The following is a 15,093-nucleotide window of genomic DNA, read 5'->3' as shown; positions in this document are numbered from 1 at the left end:
GGCGCGAAGTAGGATGGGCCGCTTCAGTCTCGCGCGTACCGCGCCCGCCCCGGCGCTGGCGGCTCAACCCGCCGTCGCCCCGACGTCGCCGGCGCCGAAGGCCGAGCCCGCGCCCAAGGGGCCGCCGCCCCGCGACGCCAACCTCGACCTGCGCCTGCGCCTGCACGCCAAGCTGATCGACGAGCTGGACCTCGCCAAGCTGGACAAGCTGGAGGAGGGCGAGCTCCGCCGCCAGGTGCTGGGCCAGGTCACCCAGTTCGCCCGCGACGAGCGGATGGCGCTGAACGCCAAGGAGCTCGACGTCCTGGGCGCCTCGATCTTCGACGAGATGGTGGGCCTGGGCCCCATCGAGCCGCTGCTGAAGGACGAGTCGATCAACGACATCCTGATCAACGGCCCCTTCCAGGTGTACGTGGAGCGCCGCGGCGAGCTGGAGCTGACGCCCATCCGCTTCCGCGACAACGACCACCTGCTCAGGATCGTGAACCGCATCGTCGCCGGCGTCGGCCGCCGGATCGACGAGAGCCAGCCGATGGTGGACGCCCGCCTGCCCGACGGCAGCCGCGTGAACGCCGCCATTCCGCCGATCGCCATCGACGGCTGCTCGGTCTCGATCCGGAAGTTCTCCAAGAGCCCGCTGACCCTGGAGAAGCTGGTCGAGTTCAAGGCGATGACGCCCAGCATGGCGGAGTTCCTGCACGGCGCGGTCAAGAGCCGCGTCTCCACCGTGATCTCGGGCGGCACCGGGTCGGGCAAGACCACGCTGCTGAACGCGCTCTCGGCCGCGATCAGCCACGGCGAGCGCCTGATCACCATCGAGGACGCCGCCGAGCTGCAGCTCCAGCAGCCGCACGTGGTGCGCATGGAGACCCGCCCGCCGAACATCGAGGGCAAGGGCGAGATCCGCCAGCGGGAGCTGGTGAAGAACGCGCTGCGGATGCGCCCCGACCGCGTGATCCTGGGCGAGGTCCGCGCCGAGGAGGCGTTCGACATGCTGCAGGCCATGAACACCGGCCACGAAGGCTCGATGGCCACCATCCACTCGAACAACCCGCGCGAGGCCATCAGCCGCCTGGAGCAGATGGTGGCCATGGGCGGCCTCAACATCGGCGCCGATGCGGTGCGCTACCAGATCGCCGCCGCCGTCGGCATGGTCGTGCAGGTGAACCGGCTGTCGGACGGCAAGCGCAAGGTGACCCACGTGACCGAGATCGTGGGGATGGAAGGGTCCGTCGTGCAGATGCAGGACATCTTCCTCTACCAACGCACCCATACGGACGCCGACGGCACGGTGTATGGCGAGCATCGCGCCACGGGCCTGCGGCCGCGCGCGCTGGACGAGATGCTGCGGCGGGGCATCGCGTACGACACCGCCAACTTCGACCCGAACAGGGCGCTCGCCTGATGCCGGGCCTCGCCATCGACGCCAAGCTGATCGTCATGATCATGATCGGCGCCGCGGTGTTCGCGGGCGTCCAGGGCCTGTCGGGCCTGCTCACCGTCGCCACCCAGAAGCGCAAGCTGAACCGGCGCCTGAAGGTGGGCGAGAAGGTCGAGGGCATATCGGCGCTCGTGGTGGAGCTTCGCAAGCAGCGGGGCCTGAGCGCCGCGGGCGCCCGCGACAAGGGCGCGATGCGCTGGCTCTCGGACCTGATCGTGGCGTCGGGCCTGCCCTACGACCAGAAGAAGTGGCTCCTGTACGTCGCCGCCGCCGCCCTGATCGGCGCGGTGGGCGCCGCCGTCCTCACCCGCAACCCGCTGCTCGGCCTCGCCGGTGCGGTCGTCGGCGGCGGGCTCGCGCCGTTGGGCGTGCTGAAGTACGCCGCCGGCAAGCGCGCCGCGGCCCTGGGCTTCCAGCTCCCGCAGGCGCTCGACATCATCGTCCGCAGCCTCGAGGCCGGCCACCCGGTGCCCGCCGCCGTCGGCCTCGTCGGCCGCGAGATGAGCGATCCGATCGGCACCGAGTTCGGCATGGCCGCCGACGAGATCGCCTACGGCGCCACCCTGGAGCAGTCGGTCGAGCGGATGGCCGAGCGCTGCCAGCACCCGGACGTGGACCTCTTCGCCGCCACCGTGCGGCTGCAGGAGCGCACCGGCGGCAACCTCACGGGCCTGCTCAAGCTCAACGCCAACACCGTGCGCGACCGCCACAAGATGCGCCTGAAGATCAGGGCGGCGTCCTCGGAAGGCCGCGCCTCGGCGATGATCCTGACCGCCGCGCCGTTCCTGGCGCTGGGGATGATCGTGGTGATCTCGCCCAAGTTCTACGGCGACGTGATCGACGAGCCGATGGTCAAGTACGGCCTGGCCGGCCTCGGCTTCTGGATCTTCCTCGGCAACCTGATCATGCGGCGCATGATCGACATGAGGCTCTGACCCCATGGCGATGGAGACGCTGATCTACATCGTGGGCCTCGTCCTGACGGTGGGCGCGCTGGGCGGCCTCGGCGTCCTGGCGCTGGGCGAGCTGCGCGTGCGCGCGCTGCGCCGCAGCCGCCTCGCCGCAGTCGGCGCAGCGCCCGCCTCCGCGCCCGGCGGCGCATCGGACCCCCTGGTCGAGACGTCGGGCGGCGCCTTCGCCGAGCAGGTTCTCACCACGGTGCGGCGGCTGGGCCAGCAGAGCGCCGTGCGCGATCCGGCGGCGGTCTCGCAACTGCGCTCGCGGCTGATGCAGGCCGGCTTCTACAGCCGCGAGGCGCCGGTCATCTTCCTGGGCATGAAGGCCGTGGCGCTGGCGCTGGCCACCGTCGGCGTGATGTTCACCCTGCCCGTGATCATCGGGAAGAAGGGCGGCAACCTGGGCGGGCTCGCCCTGGCCGTCGGCGTCTCGCTGGCCGCCATCTACGGCCCCGAGCTCGTGCTGAAGCATCGCAAGACCAACCGCGAGCGCGAATATTCCGAAGGCTTCCCCGACCTGCTCGACCTGCTGGTGGCCTCGGTCGAGGCCGGCCTGTCGCTGGACGCCGCCGTGACGCGCGTCACCGAGGAGCTGGAGCGGCGCTATCCGAACCTCACGGTCCACCTGCGCTTCCTGGTGCTGGAGCTGCGCGCCGGCCGCGCGCGCAAGGACGCCTGGAGCGCCTTCGCCGACCGCCTGGGCATCGACGACGCCCGCGCGCTCGCCACCATGCTGCGCCAGGCCGAGGAGATGGGCACCAGCCTGGGCGAGACGCTCTCGGTGTTCTCCGCCGACATGCGCGCCAAGCGCATGCTGCGCGCCGAGGAGAAGGCGCTGGGTCTCTCGGCCAAGCTGACCGTGCCCCTGATCCTCTTCATCTTCCCGTCGCTGCTGGGCGCCCTGATGCTCCCCGCCGCCGCCCGCCTGATGCACGTCTTCAGCAAGGGCGGGATGGGCGGTTGAGTCCGCAGCGACAGGACGGCTAGAGTCGCCGCCGACGGCGCGAGGCAGCGAGTGGCGACGGGGCGGAGACAGGGCTGGCGCCGCGTAGGCCTTCGCTGGTCGAACCCCGGCGCGTGGGGCATGTGGTTCCTGCTGATCTACGCCATGTTCGCATTCGGCACCGTGCTGCGCGACTTCTGGCTTCTCGCGCTTCCCGCCGCGCTGCTGGCGCTGGTCGTGGTGCTGGGTCTTGGCGACAGCCTCATCAGATTCGCCTTGGCGCCCGTCCTGCGCCGCGTCTGGCCGGCCAGGGAGACGCGCCCCCCGCCTAGCCTGCTGGAAGAGCCCGACATCCACTACGCGAGACCGCCCCGTATCAGGTACCCGGCGATCGCCCAGGCGCGGGGACAATGCGGGTGGGTTCGCGTCGCGCTACGGGTTTCGTCCGACGGCCGGGTCCTGAGGTACCGGGCGCTCGATCAGGATCCGCCGCGTACGTTCGAGACCGCGGCCGCGACGGCGCTGAAGGACGCTCGCCTGCCGCCGGGCGGCGGCGAGCGCGAGATGTCCAACCTGATCGCGTTCGTTCTGCCGGGCGCCGACGCGCCGGATTGGGCGCGCGAGCGGCTTGCGAAGGTCTCCGGCCAAAGGCTGTCGGGGGCCTGAATGTCATCTCGTGCCTTCCTCCAACGTCATCCCGCGGCTTGTCCGCGGGACCCATGAACTCCGTGACAGGACCAGAGGGCATGGCGGCGACGCTGCGGGCCATCGCCCTCTCCCGTGTTCATGGGTCCCGCGGACAAGCCGCGGGATGACGAAAGAGGGGTGAGACGGATCGCTCCAGGGACGCAGTCGGGCCTAGAGCCCCAGCGGGCGGTAGGGGCCCAGGATGAGTTGTTCGAAGACGCCGACGCCCTGCTGGTCGGGCTGGCCGGGGACGCTGAGCGTGGCCTTGCTGATCGCCTGGATGTGCAGGTTGCCCATGTCGGCCTTGTCGAAGGTCTCGCAGTCGAGGTCCTCGCGCGCCACGGCCAGTTCGCCCTTCAGGCCGCCGTGCCGCCACTCGCCGCCGTAGCCGACGCCGCGCATCAGGAAGGTCGCCACCGGCTCGATCGTCACCGTCGCCGCGCCCTGCTCCATCGGGATGGTCAGCACCCCCGACTTCGCGTGCTTCGTGCCGGGGACCAGCACCGTCTCCATGGTGGCCGCCTCGGTGTGGTAGCCGCCGTCGGGGCCGGCGCCGTCCTCCAGGATCACCGCGCGGGTGTTCCACGGCTTGCCGTCGGCGTCGGCGTTGATGTGGTAGTAGACGCTCCGGTCCCGGAAGTTCAGCGGCGACCACTGCCAGAAGAACTGCGCGAAGGTCCCGCCCGGCGTCGGCTGCGGATCGGGCGCGCCCACCGGCCGGATGCCCCACGAGCGGTCGCGCGTGCCGACCCAGCCCGAGAGCTCGATCCGCTCGCCGTCCACTTCGACCCAGCCGGAGACGCGGACGTTCTGGGTCAGGCGCGTGTAGTCCATGAACAGGCGCGGGCCGTTGCGGCGCACGAACCGCGGCTCCTCGATCGGGAAGGCGCGGCCCTCGAAGGTGATCTCGCCCGCGATGCCCTCGGTCCTGGCCACCGAGACCTTCAGGCGCATCAGCGGCTCCAGGATGTCGATCGAGATCGGCCCGACGTGGAGGTCCATCCGCTCCAGGCCCAGGATGCGCGAGGCGTGCAGGCACCGCTCCTTGCCGTCCTTGACGATGGCGATGTGCGCGTCGGCGACGTTCAGGGCCGGATAGACGCCGTAGGCCACCGCCAGGAACGCCGCGCCGTCCGGGGCGTAGGCGTTGAAGAAATAGCGGTCGTAGAAGTTGCGGTCCGAGCCCGCGTAGGCGATCGGCTCCGGCGTCTGGTGGATGGGGTAGTCGTCGCCCTTGGTCAGCATCGCCGGCGCTCCCTGCGGTTGACGCGCGGTCATGCTTGCGGGCCGTCGCGTGCGGGTATCAACTCCGCGCCCAGTTAAGGACAAACGGGAGGCGTCGTCCCGCGTGACCTCGCGTCAGGCCGACGACGATTTGACGAAATGAGCGTCATGACCGCGGCCGACCACCGGATCCCGCAGGAGCACGCCGACACCCTGGCGACCCCCACGGACTACGCCTCGGGCAAGGTCTACGAGACCTACCGCTGGCTGCGGAACAACGAGCCGTTCGGCGTGGCGAAGATCGAGGGCATCGACCCCTTCTGGGTGGCGACCAGGCATGCCGACATCCTGGAGATCAGCCGCCAGAACGACCTCTTCCACTCCGGCGACCGCTCGCCCACCCTGACCACCCAGGTGATGGACAAGAAGGTCCGCGAGATGATGGGCGGCAGCCCGCACCTGCTGCGCACCCTGGTCCAGATGGACGCCCCGGATCACCCGAAGTACCGGGCCCTGACCCAGGGCTGGTTCATGCCGCAGAACCTGCGCGGGCTGGAGGAGCGCATCCGCAGGATCGCGCGCGCCGCCGTCGACAGGATGGCCGCGCTCGGCGGCGAGTGCGACTTCGTCAACGAGGTGGCGCTGCACTATCCCCTGCACGTGATCATGACGATCCTGGGGGTGCCCGAGGAAGACGAGCCGCGGATGCTGAAGCTCACCCAGGAGCTGTTCGGCGCCTCCGACCCCGAGCTCGGCCGCCAGGCCGACGACGCGCCGCTGAAGCTGGGACGCGGCGAGCAGGAGATGGACTTCGGCGTCATCGTCGACTTCTCGAACTACTTCCGGGCGCTGTCGGAGGAGCGGCGCAGGAACCCGACCGACGACCTCGCCACGGTCATCGCCAACAGCGTCGTCGACGGCCAGCCGATCTCCGACCTGGAGGCGATGAGCTACTACATCATCGTGGCCGCCGCCGGGCACGACACGACCTCGTCGTCGGTGGGCGGCGCCATGTGGGCGCTGGCCGAGCGGCCGAAGGAGCTGGCGAAGCTGCGGGCCGACCCCTCGCTGATCCCGGGGCTGGTGGACGAGAGCATCCGCTGGACCACGCCGGTGAAGACCTTCATGCGCACCGCCACCGCGGACACCGAGTTCGCCGGGCGGCAGCTCAGGAAGAACGACTGGATCATGCTCTGCTACGCCTCGGGCAACCGCGACGAGGCGGTGTTCGAGGCGCCCGAGGACTTCCGTGTCGACCGCAAGCCCAACAAGCACCTGGCCTTCGGCTACGGGGCCCACCTCTGCCTCGGCCAGCATCTCGCCAAGATGGAGATGCGGATCCTCTGGGAGGAGCTGATCCCGCGCCTGAAATCGGTCGAACTGGCCGGCGAGCCGAAGATGAGCGAGGCGGTGTTCGTCAACGGGCCCAAGCGCCTCCCCATCCGCTTCACGCTGGCCTGACTTGGCCCATCCGCTCGAACCGCGGCTGGCGGCCTACATCGCCGGCCGGATGCCCGAGGCGCGCGGCGTGGTGGTGTCGTCGCTGGAGCGCATCTCCGGCGGGGCCAGCCGCGAGACCTACCGCTTCATCCTGAGCTGGAGCGAGGGCGGCGTGGTGCGCGAACGGCGCATGATCCTGCGCCGCGACCCGCCGGCCAGCCTGATCGACACCGAGCGCCGCGTGGAGTTCGAGGCCTACCGCGCCTTCCGCGGCTCGGCGGTGCCGGTGCCCGAGATGCTGTGGCTGGAGGAAGGCTCCGCCCACCTCGACCACCCGTTCTTCGTCGCCGAGGAGATCGCGGGCTTCCAGGCCTCGCCGCAGATGCTGTTCGCCACCGCGACGCCCGAGGTGCTCGCCAGGGTCGCCGATCGGAAGTGGGCCATCCTCGGCGAGATCGCCAGGGCCGACCCGGCCGCCGTCGGCCTGACCAGGTGGATGGAGAGCCCGGCCCTCGACGCCTGCTGGAAGCGCGAACTCGACCACTGGGAGGGCCTGATCGACAAGGACCAGGCCGAGCCGCTGCCGGTCACCCGGGCCGCGATCCGCTGGCTGCGGGCCAACCCACCGCCGCCGGCGCAGAAGCTCAGCGTGGTCCACGGCGACTTCCGGACCGGCAACTTCCTCTACGACGACGCCGGCGAGATCCACGGCGTGCTGGACTGGGAGATGAGCCACCTGGGCGATCCGCTGGAGGACCTGGGCTGGAGCCTGCAGCCGGTCTGGGCCTTCGGTACGGGCCGGGCCGGCGGCCTCGCGAGCCAGGGCGAGGCGATCGCCATCTGGGAGCGCGCGTCCGGCCTCAAGGCCGACCCGGCGGCGCTGCACTGGTGGATCCTGTTCAACTGCGTGAAGGCGCAGGGAATCTGGGTCGGCTCGGCCGCCGCCCTCAACCGCGGGGGCAACACCGCGCCGATCATGATCTATCCCGCCTGGTGGCTCATCAACGCCCAGGACCGCGCCATGCTGCAGGTGATGGGGAAGCTCGCATGAACCCGCCCGTCCCCGCCGTCCTCGCCCAACTCGCCGGGCTCCTCGCGAAGAACGCCATGCCGGGCGTCCCCGAAGCCGAGCGCGCCAGCGACCTCGGCCTCTCGGCCATGCTGCTGGGCGTCGCCGCCGAGATGTGGGACCGCCAGGCCGCGATCCTGGTCGAGGAGAACCGCGCCGTCCGCGCGCTGCTGGGCGAGACCGGCGACGATCCCGACCTGCGCCTCTCCGCCCTCAAGGCCGAAAACGACCGCCTGCGCGCGCGCCTGATCGACGCCCACGCCGCCGCCGAGGCCGCGGGCGACGCCGCGCGCCAGGACGCGATCTGGGCGGAACTGCGGGCTGCGACCGAGCGCCGCAAGATTTCCTCCGCCCCGGTCTAGGAACGTCAACGCGCCCGAAACCACGACCGGCGCAAACTGCCCGCCAGGACCAGGAGGTGGGCAGGCATGGCCGCGGCGAAGCGCAAGACCGAAGAGACCGATCCCGTGGTGGAGAAGCTCGGGAACGGCCACTACAACCGCGAGCTCGCCCGCTGGCAGGCGCAGATCGACGACGCCGCCGCGGTCCTGCGCCGCGCCTATGCCGCCATGAAGGCCGAGAACACGCTGGCGTCCTGACCTCCGCCTCACCTCGTTTGTCATCCCGGTTTCGCCCCCGCTGTCATCCCGGTTTCGCCTGCGGCGAAGACCGGGACCCAACCAACCGGTGCGTCGATGGATGGGGCGGCCCACCGGTCCGCGGGCCGGTCATAACCCAGTGTGCGGACGGTTGGGTCCCGGTCTTTGGCTTCGCCAAAACCGGGATGACAATCGGTGGGTGGCTCAGCCCTCAAACCACCGGCGTCGGCCAGGTCCGCTCTTCGGAGAGGATGAACCGCGCCTCCTGGGCGAAGGCGAAGTTCGCCGCGCCTTGCGGGCTGAGCTTCAACCGGGCGCGGTAGGCCTCGAAGGCGTCCTTCTGGAAGGGGTCGATCACGTAGCGGATGCAGCAGGTGACGGTCATGGCGGGCTCCGGTTGCGAGACGCTCCGGATAGCGGGCCGGGCGCCGCACATGTTTCGGCCGCGCCCGAAGCGTCCCGGACACGGATCGGCTAGTCTGCCCGGATGAGGCTCGGCCCCGACATCACCCGCATCGCCGCCCTGCTGGGCGACCCGGCCCGCGCCAACATGCTCTCGGCCCTGATGGGCGGCCAGGCGCTGACCGCCGGCGAGCTCGCCCGCGAGGCGGGGATCACGCCCCAGACCGCGAGTTCGCACCTGGCGCAACTGGAAGCCGGCGGCCTCCTGACCCGCCGCATCCAGGGCCGCCACAACTACTTCGCGCTGGCCGGCCGGGACGTCGCCGAGGCGATGGAGCAGCTCGCGCTCCTCGCCGGCCGCGCCGGCCATATGCGCACGCGGCCCGGCCCGAAGGACCCCGCCATGCGCCGCGCCCGCGTCTGCTACGACCACCTCGCGGGCGACGCCGGCGTGGCCATGCTGGACGCCCTCGTCGCCGACGGGCGCATCGAGGACCGCGACGGCTCCCTGGTGCTGACCGACGCGGGCCGCACCTTCGCGCGCGACTTCGGCGCGTGCCTGGAGACCACCAGCCGCCGGCCCCTCTGCAAGGCCTGCCTCGACTGGAGCGTGCGGCGCAGCCACCTCTCGGGCGTCTTCGGCGCCGCCCTGCTCGACCGCATCTACGCCCTGGGCTGGGCGCGCCGGGTCGACGGCACGCGCGTCGTCGCCTTCAGCGCCCCGGGCCTCGCCGCCTTCGAGCGCGCCTTCGGCCCGGTGGGCCGGGAGGCCGCCGCGTGAGTTGCGCATTTTGCAGAAAATGCGTAATTTAGGCTGTGAGGTTCCTTCCATGACCGATGCCCTTACCGTCACCGCCAGCGAGTTCGCCCGCAACTTCGGGCGCTATCAGCATGCCGCCATCCGCTCGAGGCTGGTCGTCGTCACCAGCCACGACCGCGTCGTCGGCGGATACCTCTCAGCCGAGGAACTCGACCACTACGAACGGCTGAAGGCGCGCGAACGACAAGTGCTGCGGGTAGATGACCTCGACGATGAGACCCTCGCGCTCATCGCCGCCGCCGAGTACGGCGAGACCCCGCGTTGAAGCTGCCCGAGCCTCGGCCCGGCCTCGTCATCCGCTACTCTTTCCTCTGGAGCCACGAGGCCGCCGCCGGCGCCGACGAGGCGGCCAAAGACCGGCCCTGCGCCATCGTCGTCGCGGCCGCGGTCGGGCCGCAGGGCGGCGTCGTGACGATTGTCGCGCCGATCACCCACGCTGAACCCCCAGAAGACGCGGCGTCCCAGCTCCTGCCGGCCGAGGCCGCACGGGCCCTCGGCCTCGATGACGAGCGCCATTGGATTCGGCTCGACGAATTGAACCGCTTCCTCTGGCCGGGTTACGATCTGCGGCCCATTCCGGGCGCCGACACCTGCGCCTACGGAATGCTGCCGCGTCCGCTGTTCGAGACGGTCAAACAACGAATCCAAACGCTGGCCCGGGCGCGCCGCGCCCGCACGCGGGATCGGGGCTAGCGCAGCAGCTCCAGCGTGCGCGGGTCGGGCTTGCCGTCGAAGTATCTGCGCAGCGCCGTGCGCACGCCGGCCTCGTTGGGCGCGGCCAGGGCGAACAGCGTCAGGCTGGAGTGGAGCTTCAGGTCGTCGGGGCTGCCCATGATCGCGTGGGCGCTCAGGCCCTCGTGCCGGTTCAGCGCCGCGACGCAGGCGCGGTAGCGCGGCCCCAGCACCCCGTCGCCGAGATAGGCCGCCGCCTCCGGCAGGCCCGCGATCGCGTACTTCTGCGCCATGTGGCTGGCGCCCAGGCCGCGGAGCTGGGGGAAGACGAACCACATCCAGTGCGTCTGCTTGCGCCCGGCCTTGAGCTCCGCGAGCGCGCGGTCGTAGACGCCGTCCGCGTCCTGCGCGTCCACGAACCGGGTGAGATCGAACGGATCGCCCATGCGCGTCATCCTGCACGTGACAAGCGCCGCCGTCTCGTCTTTGCTGGCGCGCCGCCATTTCGCGGCCCGCGAACAGACCGATTTTTCGAAGGGGATGGATTTCAGATGCCACGCATGTTGCCGGAGCCGACTCCGGAGACCCGCCATTTCTGGGAGGGCTGCAAGGAAGGCGAGCTTCGCCTGCAGCGCTGCACCGCCTGTTCCGACACCTACTTCCCGCCGCGCCCGTTCTGCCCGAAGTGCGGCGGGCGCGACGTCGCGGTCGTGAAGGCGAGCGGCAAGGCGATCCTCTGGTCGTACGTCATCAACCACCGCCCGCGTCCCGACATGGGGACCGAGCCCTACGCCATCGCGGTCGTGAAGCTGGATGAGGGCCCGACCATGATGACCAACATCACAGGCTGCCCGCAGACGCCGGAGGCGCTTCAGCTCGACATGCCCCTGACGGTCTCGTTCTCGAAGCAGAGCGACGACATCAGCCTGCCGCTCTTCGCGCCGGCCAAGTAGGGGGAAGAGCGCACATGAAACCTGGATCTGTCGCGGTCGTCGGGGCCGCGGAAACCACGAAGATGGGCGTCATTCCGGACCAGTCGGTGATCGGGCTGCACGCCGACGCCGCGCTGAACGCCATGGCCGATGCGGGGCTGAAGCCCAGCGACATCGACGGCGTCGCCACCGCCGGCATCAGCCCCACCGAGCTCGCCTGGTACCTAGGGATCAAGCCGACCTACGCCGACGGCACGTCGGTGGGCGGCTGCTCGTTCATGCTGCACGTGCGCCACGCCGCGGCGGCCATCGCGGCGGGCCATGCCAAGACCATCCTCGTCACCCACGGCGAGAGCGGGAAGAGCCGCGTGGGCGCCGGCCGCTTCGGCGCCTCGCCCTCCAGCCTCGCCGGCCAGTTCGAGATGCCCTACGGCCCGGTCGGCCCGCCCAGCATGTTCACCGTGCCGGTGCTGCGCTACCTGAAGACCTACGGGCTCGGCGAAGAGGACCTGGCGCATGTCGCCGTGGTCCAGCGCGAATGGGCGGCCAGGAACCCGCGCGCCACCTTCAAGGACCCGATCACCGTCGACGACGTCCTGAACAGCCGCATGATCGCCTGGCCGTTCCGCATCCTGATGTGCTGCCTCGTCACCGACGGCGGCGGCGCGCTGATCCTGACCTCGGCGGACCGGGCGAAGGACTTCCCGACCAAGCCCGTCTACGTCCTGGGCACCGGCGAGAGCGTGGAGACCCCGCTGGTCAGCCAGATGTACGACGCGACCTCCTCCACGGCGTTCAGGATCTCGGGCAAGACGGCGTTCGACGAGGCGGGGATCAAGCACGCCGACGTCGACCACCTGATGGTCTACGACGCCTTCGCGCACCTGCCGCTCTACGGCCTCGAGGACCTCGGCTTCTGCAAGCCGGGCGAGGCGGCCGCCTTCATCCGCGAGGGCAACACCCGGCCGGGCGGGAAGCTGCCGCTCAACACCAACGGCGGCGGCCTCAGCTACATGCACTCGGGCATGTACGGCATGTATGCCCTGCAGGAGAGCGTGCGGCAGATGCGCGGGATCGCCCCGGCCCAGGTTCCGGGCGCGAAGATCAGCGTCTGCCAGGGCGTCGGCGGCATGTTCGGCGCCGCCGGCACGGTGATCTTCGGCAACGAGAAGCCGTAGGGGGCGAGGCGCGGGCCCCTTCTCCTCCAAGAGGAGATGGCGCGCGCCCGCTGTCATCCCGGTTTGGGCGGAGCCGAAGCCTGCCCTCGCGAAAGCGGGGGACCGGGATGACACCTTGGCGGGTGTGGAGGATCGCCGGCTAAGCCGCCGCTTCGTTGCGGTCCTCGGAGCCCGCCATGGCGGTCAGGATGGCCTCGATCAGGACGTCGGCGCGGATCGGCTTGGAGAGGTGGGCGTCGGCGCCGGCCTCCAGGCTGGCGCGCACGTGCTCGTCGAGCGCGTTGGCGGTCAGCATGATCACCGGCGTCCGCGGCAGGCCGGCGGCGCGCTCGAAGGCGCGGAGCTGGCTGGTGGCCGACAGGCCGTCCAGCTCGGGCATCTGCATGTCCATGAGCACCACGTCGAACCGCTCGGCCTTCAGCGCCTCGAGCGCCAGCGCGCCGTTCTCGACGATCACCGGGGCGATGCCGACGGAGTCCAGCACGAGCTGGACGACCTTCTGGTTGGTCGGGTGGTCCTCGGCGAGAAGGATACGGGCGCCCGAGATGTCGAACGCCTCGACCTCGTCGTCCTCGTAGGTCGCCGTCTCGCCGTCGATGCGCTCCAGCGGCACGATGACCGAGAAGGTCGAGCCCTTGCCGGGTTCGGACGCCACCTCGATCGAGCCGCCCATCAGTTCCACCAGCGAGCGGCTGATGGCGAGGCCCAGGCCCGTGCCGCCGAAACGGCGGCGGATGGAGTCGTCGGCCTGCTCGAAGCGGCGGAAGAGGCGCCGGCGCACGTCCTCGTCGAAGCCGATGCCGGTGTCGGCGACGGTGAAGCCCACCGTGCCGCCGGCCGCGTCGACCTCGAGGCAGATCTCGCCGGCCTCGGTGAACTTCACGGCGTTGGACAGCATGTTCGAGAGCACCTGGGTCAGGCGCACGGTGTCGCCCGCGAACCAGCCCTCGGCCTCGCGCGCCACCGACCAGCGGAAGCCCAGGCCCTTGGACTCGGCCGCGGCCCGGTGCAGCTCGGCGATCCGGCTGACCAGGGTGGTCATGGCGAACTCGTCGCGCGCCAGCTTGATCTCGCCCGCCTCGATCTTCGAGAAATCGAGGATGTCGGTCAGCACCCGCTCCAGCAGGCGGCCGGACGCCACGATCAGCTCGGCCAGCTCCTTGCCCTTGGGCGTGGCCTGCTCGCGCGACAGGGTCTCGGAGATGGCGATCACGCCGTTCAGCGGCGTGCGCAGCTCGTGGCTCATGTTGGCCAGGAAGCGGCTCTTCTCGGCGTTGGCGCGCTCGAGCTGCGCCGTCCGTTCGGCGACGCGGTCCTCCAGCGAAGCCAGCACGGCCTCCACCTTCTCCCGCTCGGCCCGCAGCGAGCGGGCCAGCACGCCGATCTCGTCGGGGCGCCGTTCCTCGCGCGAGACGTCGGGCCGCGTCGAGCCGCCCGATGCGGCGGGGTCCGACGCCGCCGCCAGCCGCTGCAAGGGCCAGACGATGAACCGCCGGGCGAGGAACACCGCCAGCAGCACCTGCAGCGCCGTCGCGATCGCGCCCAGCCCCAGCACCCACGACGCGGAGCGGGCCGCCGAGGCCGCCACCGACGCCTTCGGATAGCTGAGGAGAAGGTACCAGTCGGGCCCGGCCAACTGGCCGTAGGCGACGATCAGCTTCCCGTCGGGGCTGGTGATCACGCCGTTCGGCCTGCCGTCCCGGCGGATCGCGGCGACCAGGGTCCTGAGCTGCAACTGCTTCTCGTAGCCCGCGACCGCCGCCTCCGAAGCCTTGCCCGGCGCCGTGAAGCCCGGATAGGCGATCAGCTCGCCCTTCCCGGTGACCAGGAGGGCCTGGGCGCCCGGCAGGCTGGTCTTCACGGCATTGGCCAGGAAGCCGGTCAGCTCGATCGACGAGCCGAAGGCGCCGACGTTGCGCCCGTTCACATAGGCCGGCGTCAGGCACCCCGTCGCCAGCCGCTCGCCCACGTCGTCCTGGATCAGCCGCTGCAGGTTGGTGCAGCGGGTCAGGCCGTAGGGGTCGTTCTCGGGGCTGGTGAGCGACGCCATCTCCTCCTTGGAGATGTCGAGGTCGCGGGGCGCCTCGTGGCGGTAGAACATCAGCCGGTCCGGCCGGTCGGGGCCGAACATGACGAGCCGCGTGGCGGGCGGTTCGATGAAGTAGAAGTTGTCGTAGTCCTTGCGCGCCGCCTGGCCGAAATTGGCCACCAGCTCGAAGGCCGCCACGGCCGCGCGCTTCTCGTCGCGGGTCATCTTCTCCGGGTCGGCCAGGAAGGCGGCCATGCCGTAGACGTATGTCCCGTCCTGCGTCGTCCCGTCGAAATACCTGTCGGGGCTGCGGCGGCTGCCGTCGGGCCGGACGGGGAAGTAGCGGTCGGCCAGCCGGTCGACCTCGGCGTCGGAGAGGCGGTTCATGCGCCGCTCCAGCTCCTCGCCGGCGGCCTTGTGCAGGGCGGTCAGGTTCGAGAAGCGGCGCTCCACGTTGGACGAACGCTCGCGCACATAGTCGGCCAGGTACGCGATCTGCCGGTTCGACAGCTCGCGCTGGAAGACGAGGAACGCGCCGAGCGTGCCGAGGATGGTCACGACCAGCGACATCACCCCGACACTGATCAGGAACCGCCGCGAGAGAGACTTCATAGCCGCCTTAAAACCCTCAAGTGGCGGGCATTCTGAAGCTTTTTCGTTTAAGCGGGGTAACCGACAGGCCCACGCCGCTGCGAGGCTGT

At 70.6% G+C, this 15,093-nt stretch carries 17 protein-coding genes; 13 read left to right on the top strand and 4 right to left on the bottom strand.

The window, feature by feature from the left end; translation table 11 throughout:
• The first annotated feature begins 13 nt into the window (after positions 1 to 13).
• From KF737_RS00215 to KF737_RS00200, 4 genes are all read left to right on the top strand, one after another.
• On the top strand, positions 14 to 1,405 hold the full coding sequence (locus tag KF737_RS00215; protein ID WP_296448892.1) for a CpaF family protein: 1,392 nt from the start codon (positions 14 to 16) through the stop codon (positions 1,403 to 1,405).
• Positions 1,405 to 2,376, top strand: coding sequence for a type II secretion system F family protein (locus KF737_RS00210; RefSeq protein WP_296448889.1), 972 nt, complete (start codon positions 1,405 to 1,407; stop codon positions 2,374 to 2,376). The genes KF737_RS00215 and KF737_RS00210 overlap by 1 nt, the downstream gene beginning before the upstream one ends.
• A 4-nt stretch (positions 2,377 to 2,380) precedes the next feature.
• On the top strand, positions 2,381 to 3,361 hold the full coding sequence (locus tag KF737_RS00205; RefSeq protein ID WP_296448886.1) for a type II secretion system F family protein: 981 nt from the start codon (positions 2,381 to 2,383) through the stop codon (positions 3,359 to 3,361).
• A gap of 120 nt (positions 3,362 to 3,481) precedes the next feature.
• On the top strand, positions 3,482 to 4,006 hold the full coding sequence (locus tag KF737_RS00200; protein ID WP_296448881.1) for a TonB family protein: 525 nt from the start codon (positions 3,482 to 3,484) through the stop codon (positions 4,004 to 4,006).
• Between the two features lie 192 nt (positions 4,007 to 4,198).
• Here KF737_RS00200 and KF737_RS00195 read toward each other — a convergent pair whose 3' ends face one another.
• Entirely contained in the window at positions 4,199 to 5,272 is a 1,074-nt protein-coding gene (locus KF737_RS00195; protein WP_296448878.1) for a hypothetical protein, read from the bottom strand.
• Between the two features lie 147 nt (positions 5,273 to 5,419).
• Between KF737_RS00195 and KF737_RS00190 the strand changes: the two genes are divergently transcribed.
• The 4 genes from KF737_RS00190 to KF737_RS00175 all read left to right on the top strand — a co-directional run bounded on the left by KF737_RS00190 (position 5,420) and on the right by KF737_RS00175 (position 8,359).
• Positions 5,420 to 6,712, top strand: coding sequence for a cytochrome P450 (locus KF737_RS00190; protein ID WP_296448875.1), 1,293 nt, complete (start codon positions 5,420 to 5,422; stop codon positions 6,710 to 6,712).
• Position 6,713: 1 nt separating this feature from the next.
• Entirely contained in the window at positions 6,714 to 7,742 is a 1,029-nt protein-coding gene (locus tag KF737_RS00185; protein ID WP_296448872.1) for a phosphotransferase family protein, read from the top strand.
• Positions 7,739 to 8,122, top strand: a complete 384-nt coding sequence (locus KF737_RS00180) for a hypothetical protein (RefSeq protein ID WP_296448869.1) — start codon at positions 7,739 to 7,741, stop codon at positions 8,120 to 8,122. The genes KF737_RS00185 and KF737_RS00180 overlap by 4 nt, the downstream gene beginning before the upstream one ends.
• Before the next feature lie 66 nt (positions 8,123 to 8,188).
• Positions 8,189 to 8,359, top strand: coding sequence for a hypothetical protein (locus KF737_RS00175; RefSeq protein WP_296448867.1), 171 nt, complete (start codon positions 8,189 to 8,191; stop codon positions 8,357 to 8,359).
• Between the two features lie 211 nt (positions 8,360 to 8,570).
• On the opposite strand, the gene KF737_RS00170 is transcribed toward KF737_RS00175, so the two are convergent.
• Positions 8,571 to 8,744 carry a hypothetical protein gene (locus tag KF737_RS00170; protein WP_296448865.1) on the bottom strand — a complete coding sequence of 58 codons (174 nt, stop codon included), beginning with the start codon at positions 8,742 to 8,744 and terminating at the stop codon, positions 8,571 to 8,573.
• Positions 8,745 to 8,846: 102 nt separating this feature from the next.
• Between KF737_RS00170 and KF737_RS00165 the strand changes: the two genes are divergently transcribed.
• The 3 genes from KF737_RS00165 to KF737_RS00155 are packed head-to-tail and all read left to right on the top strand — an operon-like array spanning position 8,847 to position 10,274.
• Positions 8,847 to 9,542, top strand: coding sequence for a helix-turn-helix transcriptional regulator (locus tag KF737_RS00165; RefSeq protein WP_296448863.1), 696 nt, complete (start codon positions 8,847 to 8,849; stop codon positions 9,540 to 9,542).
• Positions 9,543 to 9,591: 49 nt separating this feature from the next.
• Complete coding sequence (locus KF737_RS00160) at positions 9,592 to 9,846, top strand: type II toxin-antitoxin system Phd/YefM family antitoxin (RefSeq protein WP_296448860.1); 255 nt, start codon at positions 9,592 to 9,594, stop codon at positions 9,844 to 9,846.
• Positions 9,843 to 10,274 (top strand): hypothetical protein, encoded by a 432-nt coding sequence (locus tag KF737_RS00155; protein ID WP_296448857.1) that lies wholly within the window; start codon positions 9,843 to 9,845, stop codon positions 10,272 to 10,274. The genes KF737_RS00160 and KF737_RS00155 overlap by 4 nt, the downstream gene beginning before the upstream one ends.
• On the opposite strand, the gene KF737_RS00150 is transcribed toward KF737_RS00155, so the two are convergent.
• On the bottom strand, positions 10,271 to 10,699 hold the full coding sequence (locus KF737_RS00150) for a DUF1810 domain-containing protein (protein ID WP_296448854.1): 429 nt from the start codon (positions 10,697 to 10,699) through the stop codon (positions 10,271 to 10,273). The two genes, KF737_RS00155 and KF737_RS00150, sit on opposite strands and share 4 nt — an antisense overlap.
• Before the next feature lie 105 nt (positions 10,700 to 10,804).
• Here KF737_RS00150 and KF737_RS00145 point away from each other — a divergent pair, with 105 nt between their 5' ends.
• Entirely contained in the window at positions 10,805 to 11,206 is a 402-nt protein-coding gene (locus tag KF737_RS00145) for an OB-fold domain-containing protein (protein ID WP_296448851.1), read from the top strand.
• Positions 11,207 to 11,220: 14 nt separating this feature from the next.
• Positions 11,221 to 12,363: a hypothetical protein gene (locus tag KF737_RS00140; protein WP_296448848.1), complete on the top strand. Its 1,143-nt coding sequence runs from the start codon at positions 11,221 to 11,223 to the stop codon at positions 12,361 to 12,363.
• 139 nt (positions 12,364 to 12,502) lie between these two features.
• Here KF737_RS00140 and KF737_RS00135 read toward each other — a convergent pair whose 3' ends face one another.
• Positions 12,503 to 15,004 (bottom strand): ATP-binding protein, encoded by a 2,502-nt coding sequence (locus KF737_RS00135; RefSeq protein WP_296448844.1) that lies wholly within the window; start codon positions 15,002 to 15,004, stop codon positions 12,503 to 12,505.
• Between the last annotated feature and the right edge of the window lie 89 nt (positions 15,005 to 15,093).

It is taken from the genome of Phenylobacterium sp. (assembly GCF_019636135.1).
Taxonomy (GTDB): domain Bacteria; phylum Pseudomonadota; class Alphaproteobacteria; order Caulobacterales; family Caulobacteraceae; genus Phenylobacterium.
The sequence above is the reverse complement of the archived record's forward strand: the minus strand, read 5'-3'. Positions and strand labels throughout refer to the sequence as shown.

Excerpts from the sequence above, each read along its gene's own strand:
- KF737_RS00215 (WP_296448892.1), top strand. The coding sequence starts at position 14 with ATGGGCCGCTTCAGTCTCGCGCGTACCGCGCCCGCCCCGGCGCTGGCG.
- KF737_RS00210 (WP_296448889.1), top strand. The coding sequence starts at position 1,405 with ATGCCGGGCCTCGCCATCGACGCCAAGCTGATCGTCATGATCATGATC.
- KF737_RS00205 (WP_296448886.1), top strand. The coding sequence starts at position 2,381 with ATGGCGATGGAGACGCTGATCTACATCGTGGGCCTCGTCCTGACGGTG.
- KF737_RS00200 (WP_296448881.1), top strand. The coding sequence starts at position 3,482 with ATGTGGTTCCTGCTGATCTACGCCATGTTCGCATTCGGCACCGTGCTG.
- KF737_RS00195 (WP_296448878.1), bottom strand. The coding sequence starts at position 5,272 with ATGCTGACCAAGGGCGACGACTACCCCATCCACCAGACGCCGGAGCCG.
- KF737_RS00190 (WP_296448875.1), top strand. The coding sequence starts at position 5,420 with ATGACCGCGGCCGACCACCGGATCCCGCAGGAGCACGCCGACACCCTG.
- KF737_RS00180 (WP_296448869.1), top strand. The coding sequence starts at position 7,739 with ATGAACCCGCCCGTCCCCGCCGTCCTCGCCCAACTCGCCGGGCTCCTC.
- KF737_RS00175 (WP_296448867.1), top strand. The coding sequence starts at position 8,189 with ATGGCCGCGGCGAAGCGCAAGACCGAAGAGACCGATCCCGTGGTGGAG.
- KF737_RS00170 (WP_296448865.1), bottom strand. The coding sequence starts at position 8,744 with ATGACCGTCACCTGCTGCATCCGCTACGTGATCGACCCCTTCCAGAAG.
- KF737_RS00165 (WP_296448863.1), top strand. The coding sequence starts at position 8,847 with ATGAGGCTCGGCCCCGACATCACCCGCATCGCCGCCCTGCTGGGCGAC.
- KF737_RS00160 (WP_296448860.1), top strand. The coding sequence starts at position 9,592 with ATGACCGATGCCCTTACCGTCACCGCCAGCGAGTTCGCCCGCAACTTC.
- KF737_RS00150 (WP_296448854.1), bottom strand. The coding sequence starts at position 10,699 with ATGGGCGATCCGTTCGATCTCACCCGGTTCGTGGACGCGCAGGACGCG.
- KF737_RS00145 (WP_296448851.1), top strand. The coding sequence starts at position 10,805 with ATGCCACGCATGTTGCCGGAGCCGACTCCGGAGACCCGCCATTTCTGG.
- KF737_RS00140 (WP_296448848.1), top strand. The coding sequence starts at position 11,221 with ATGAAACCTGGATCTGTCGCGGTCGTCGGGGCCGCGGAAACCACGAAG.
- KF737_RS00135 (WP_296448844.1), bottom strand. The coding sequence starts at position 15,004 with ATGAAGTCTCTCTCGCGGCGGTTCCTGATCAGTGTCGGGGTGATGTCG.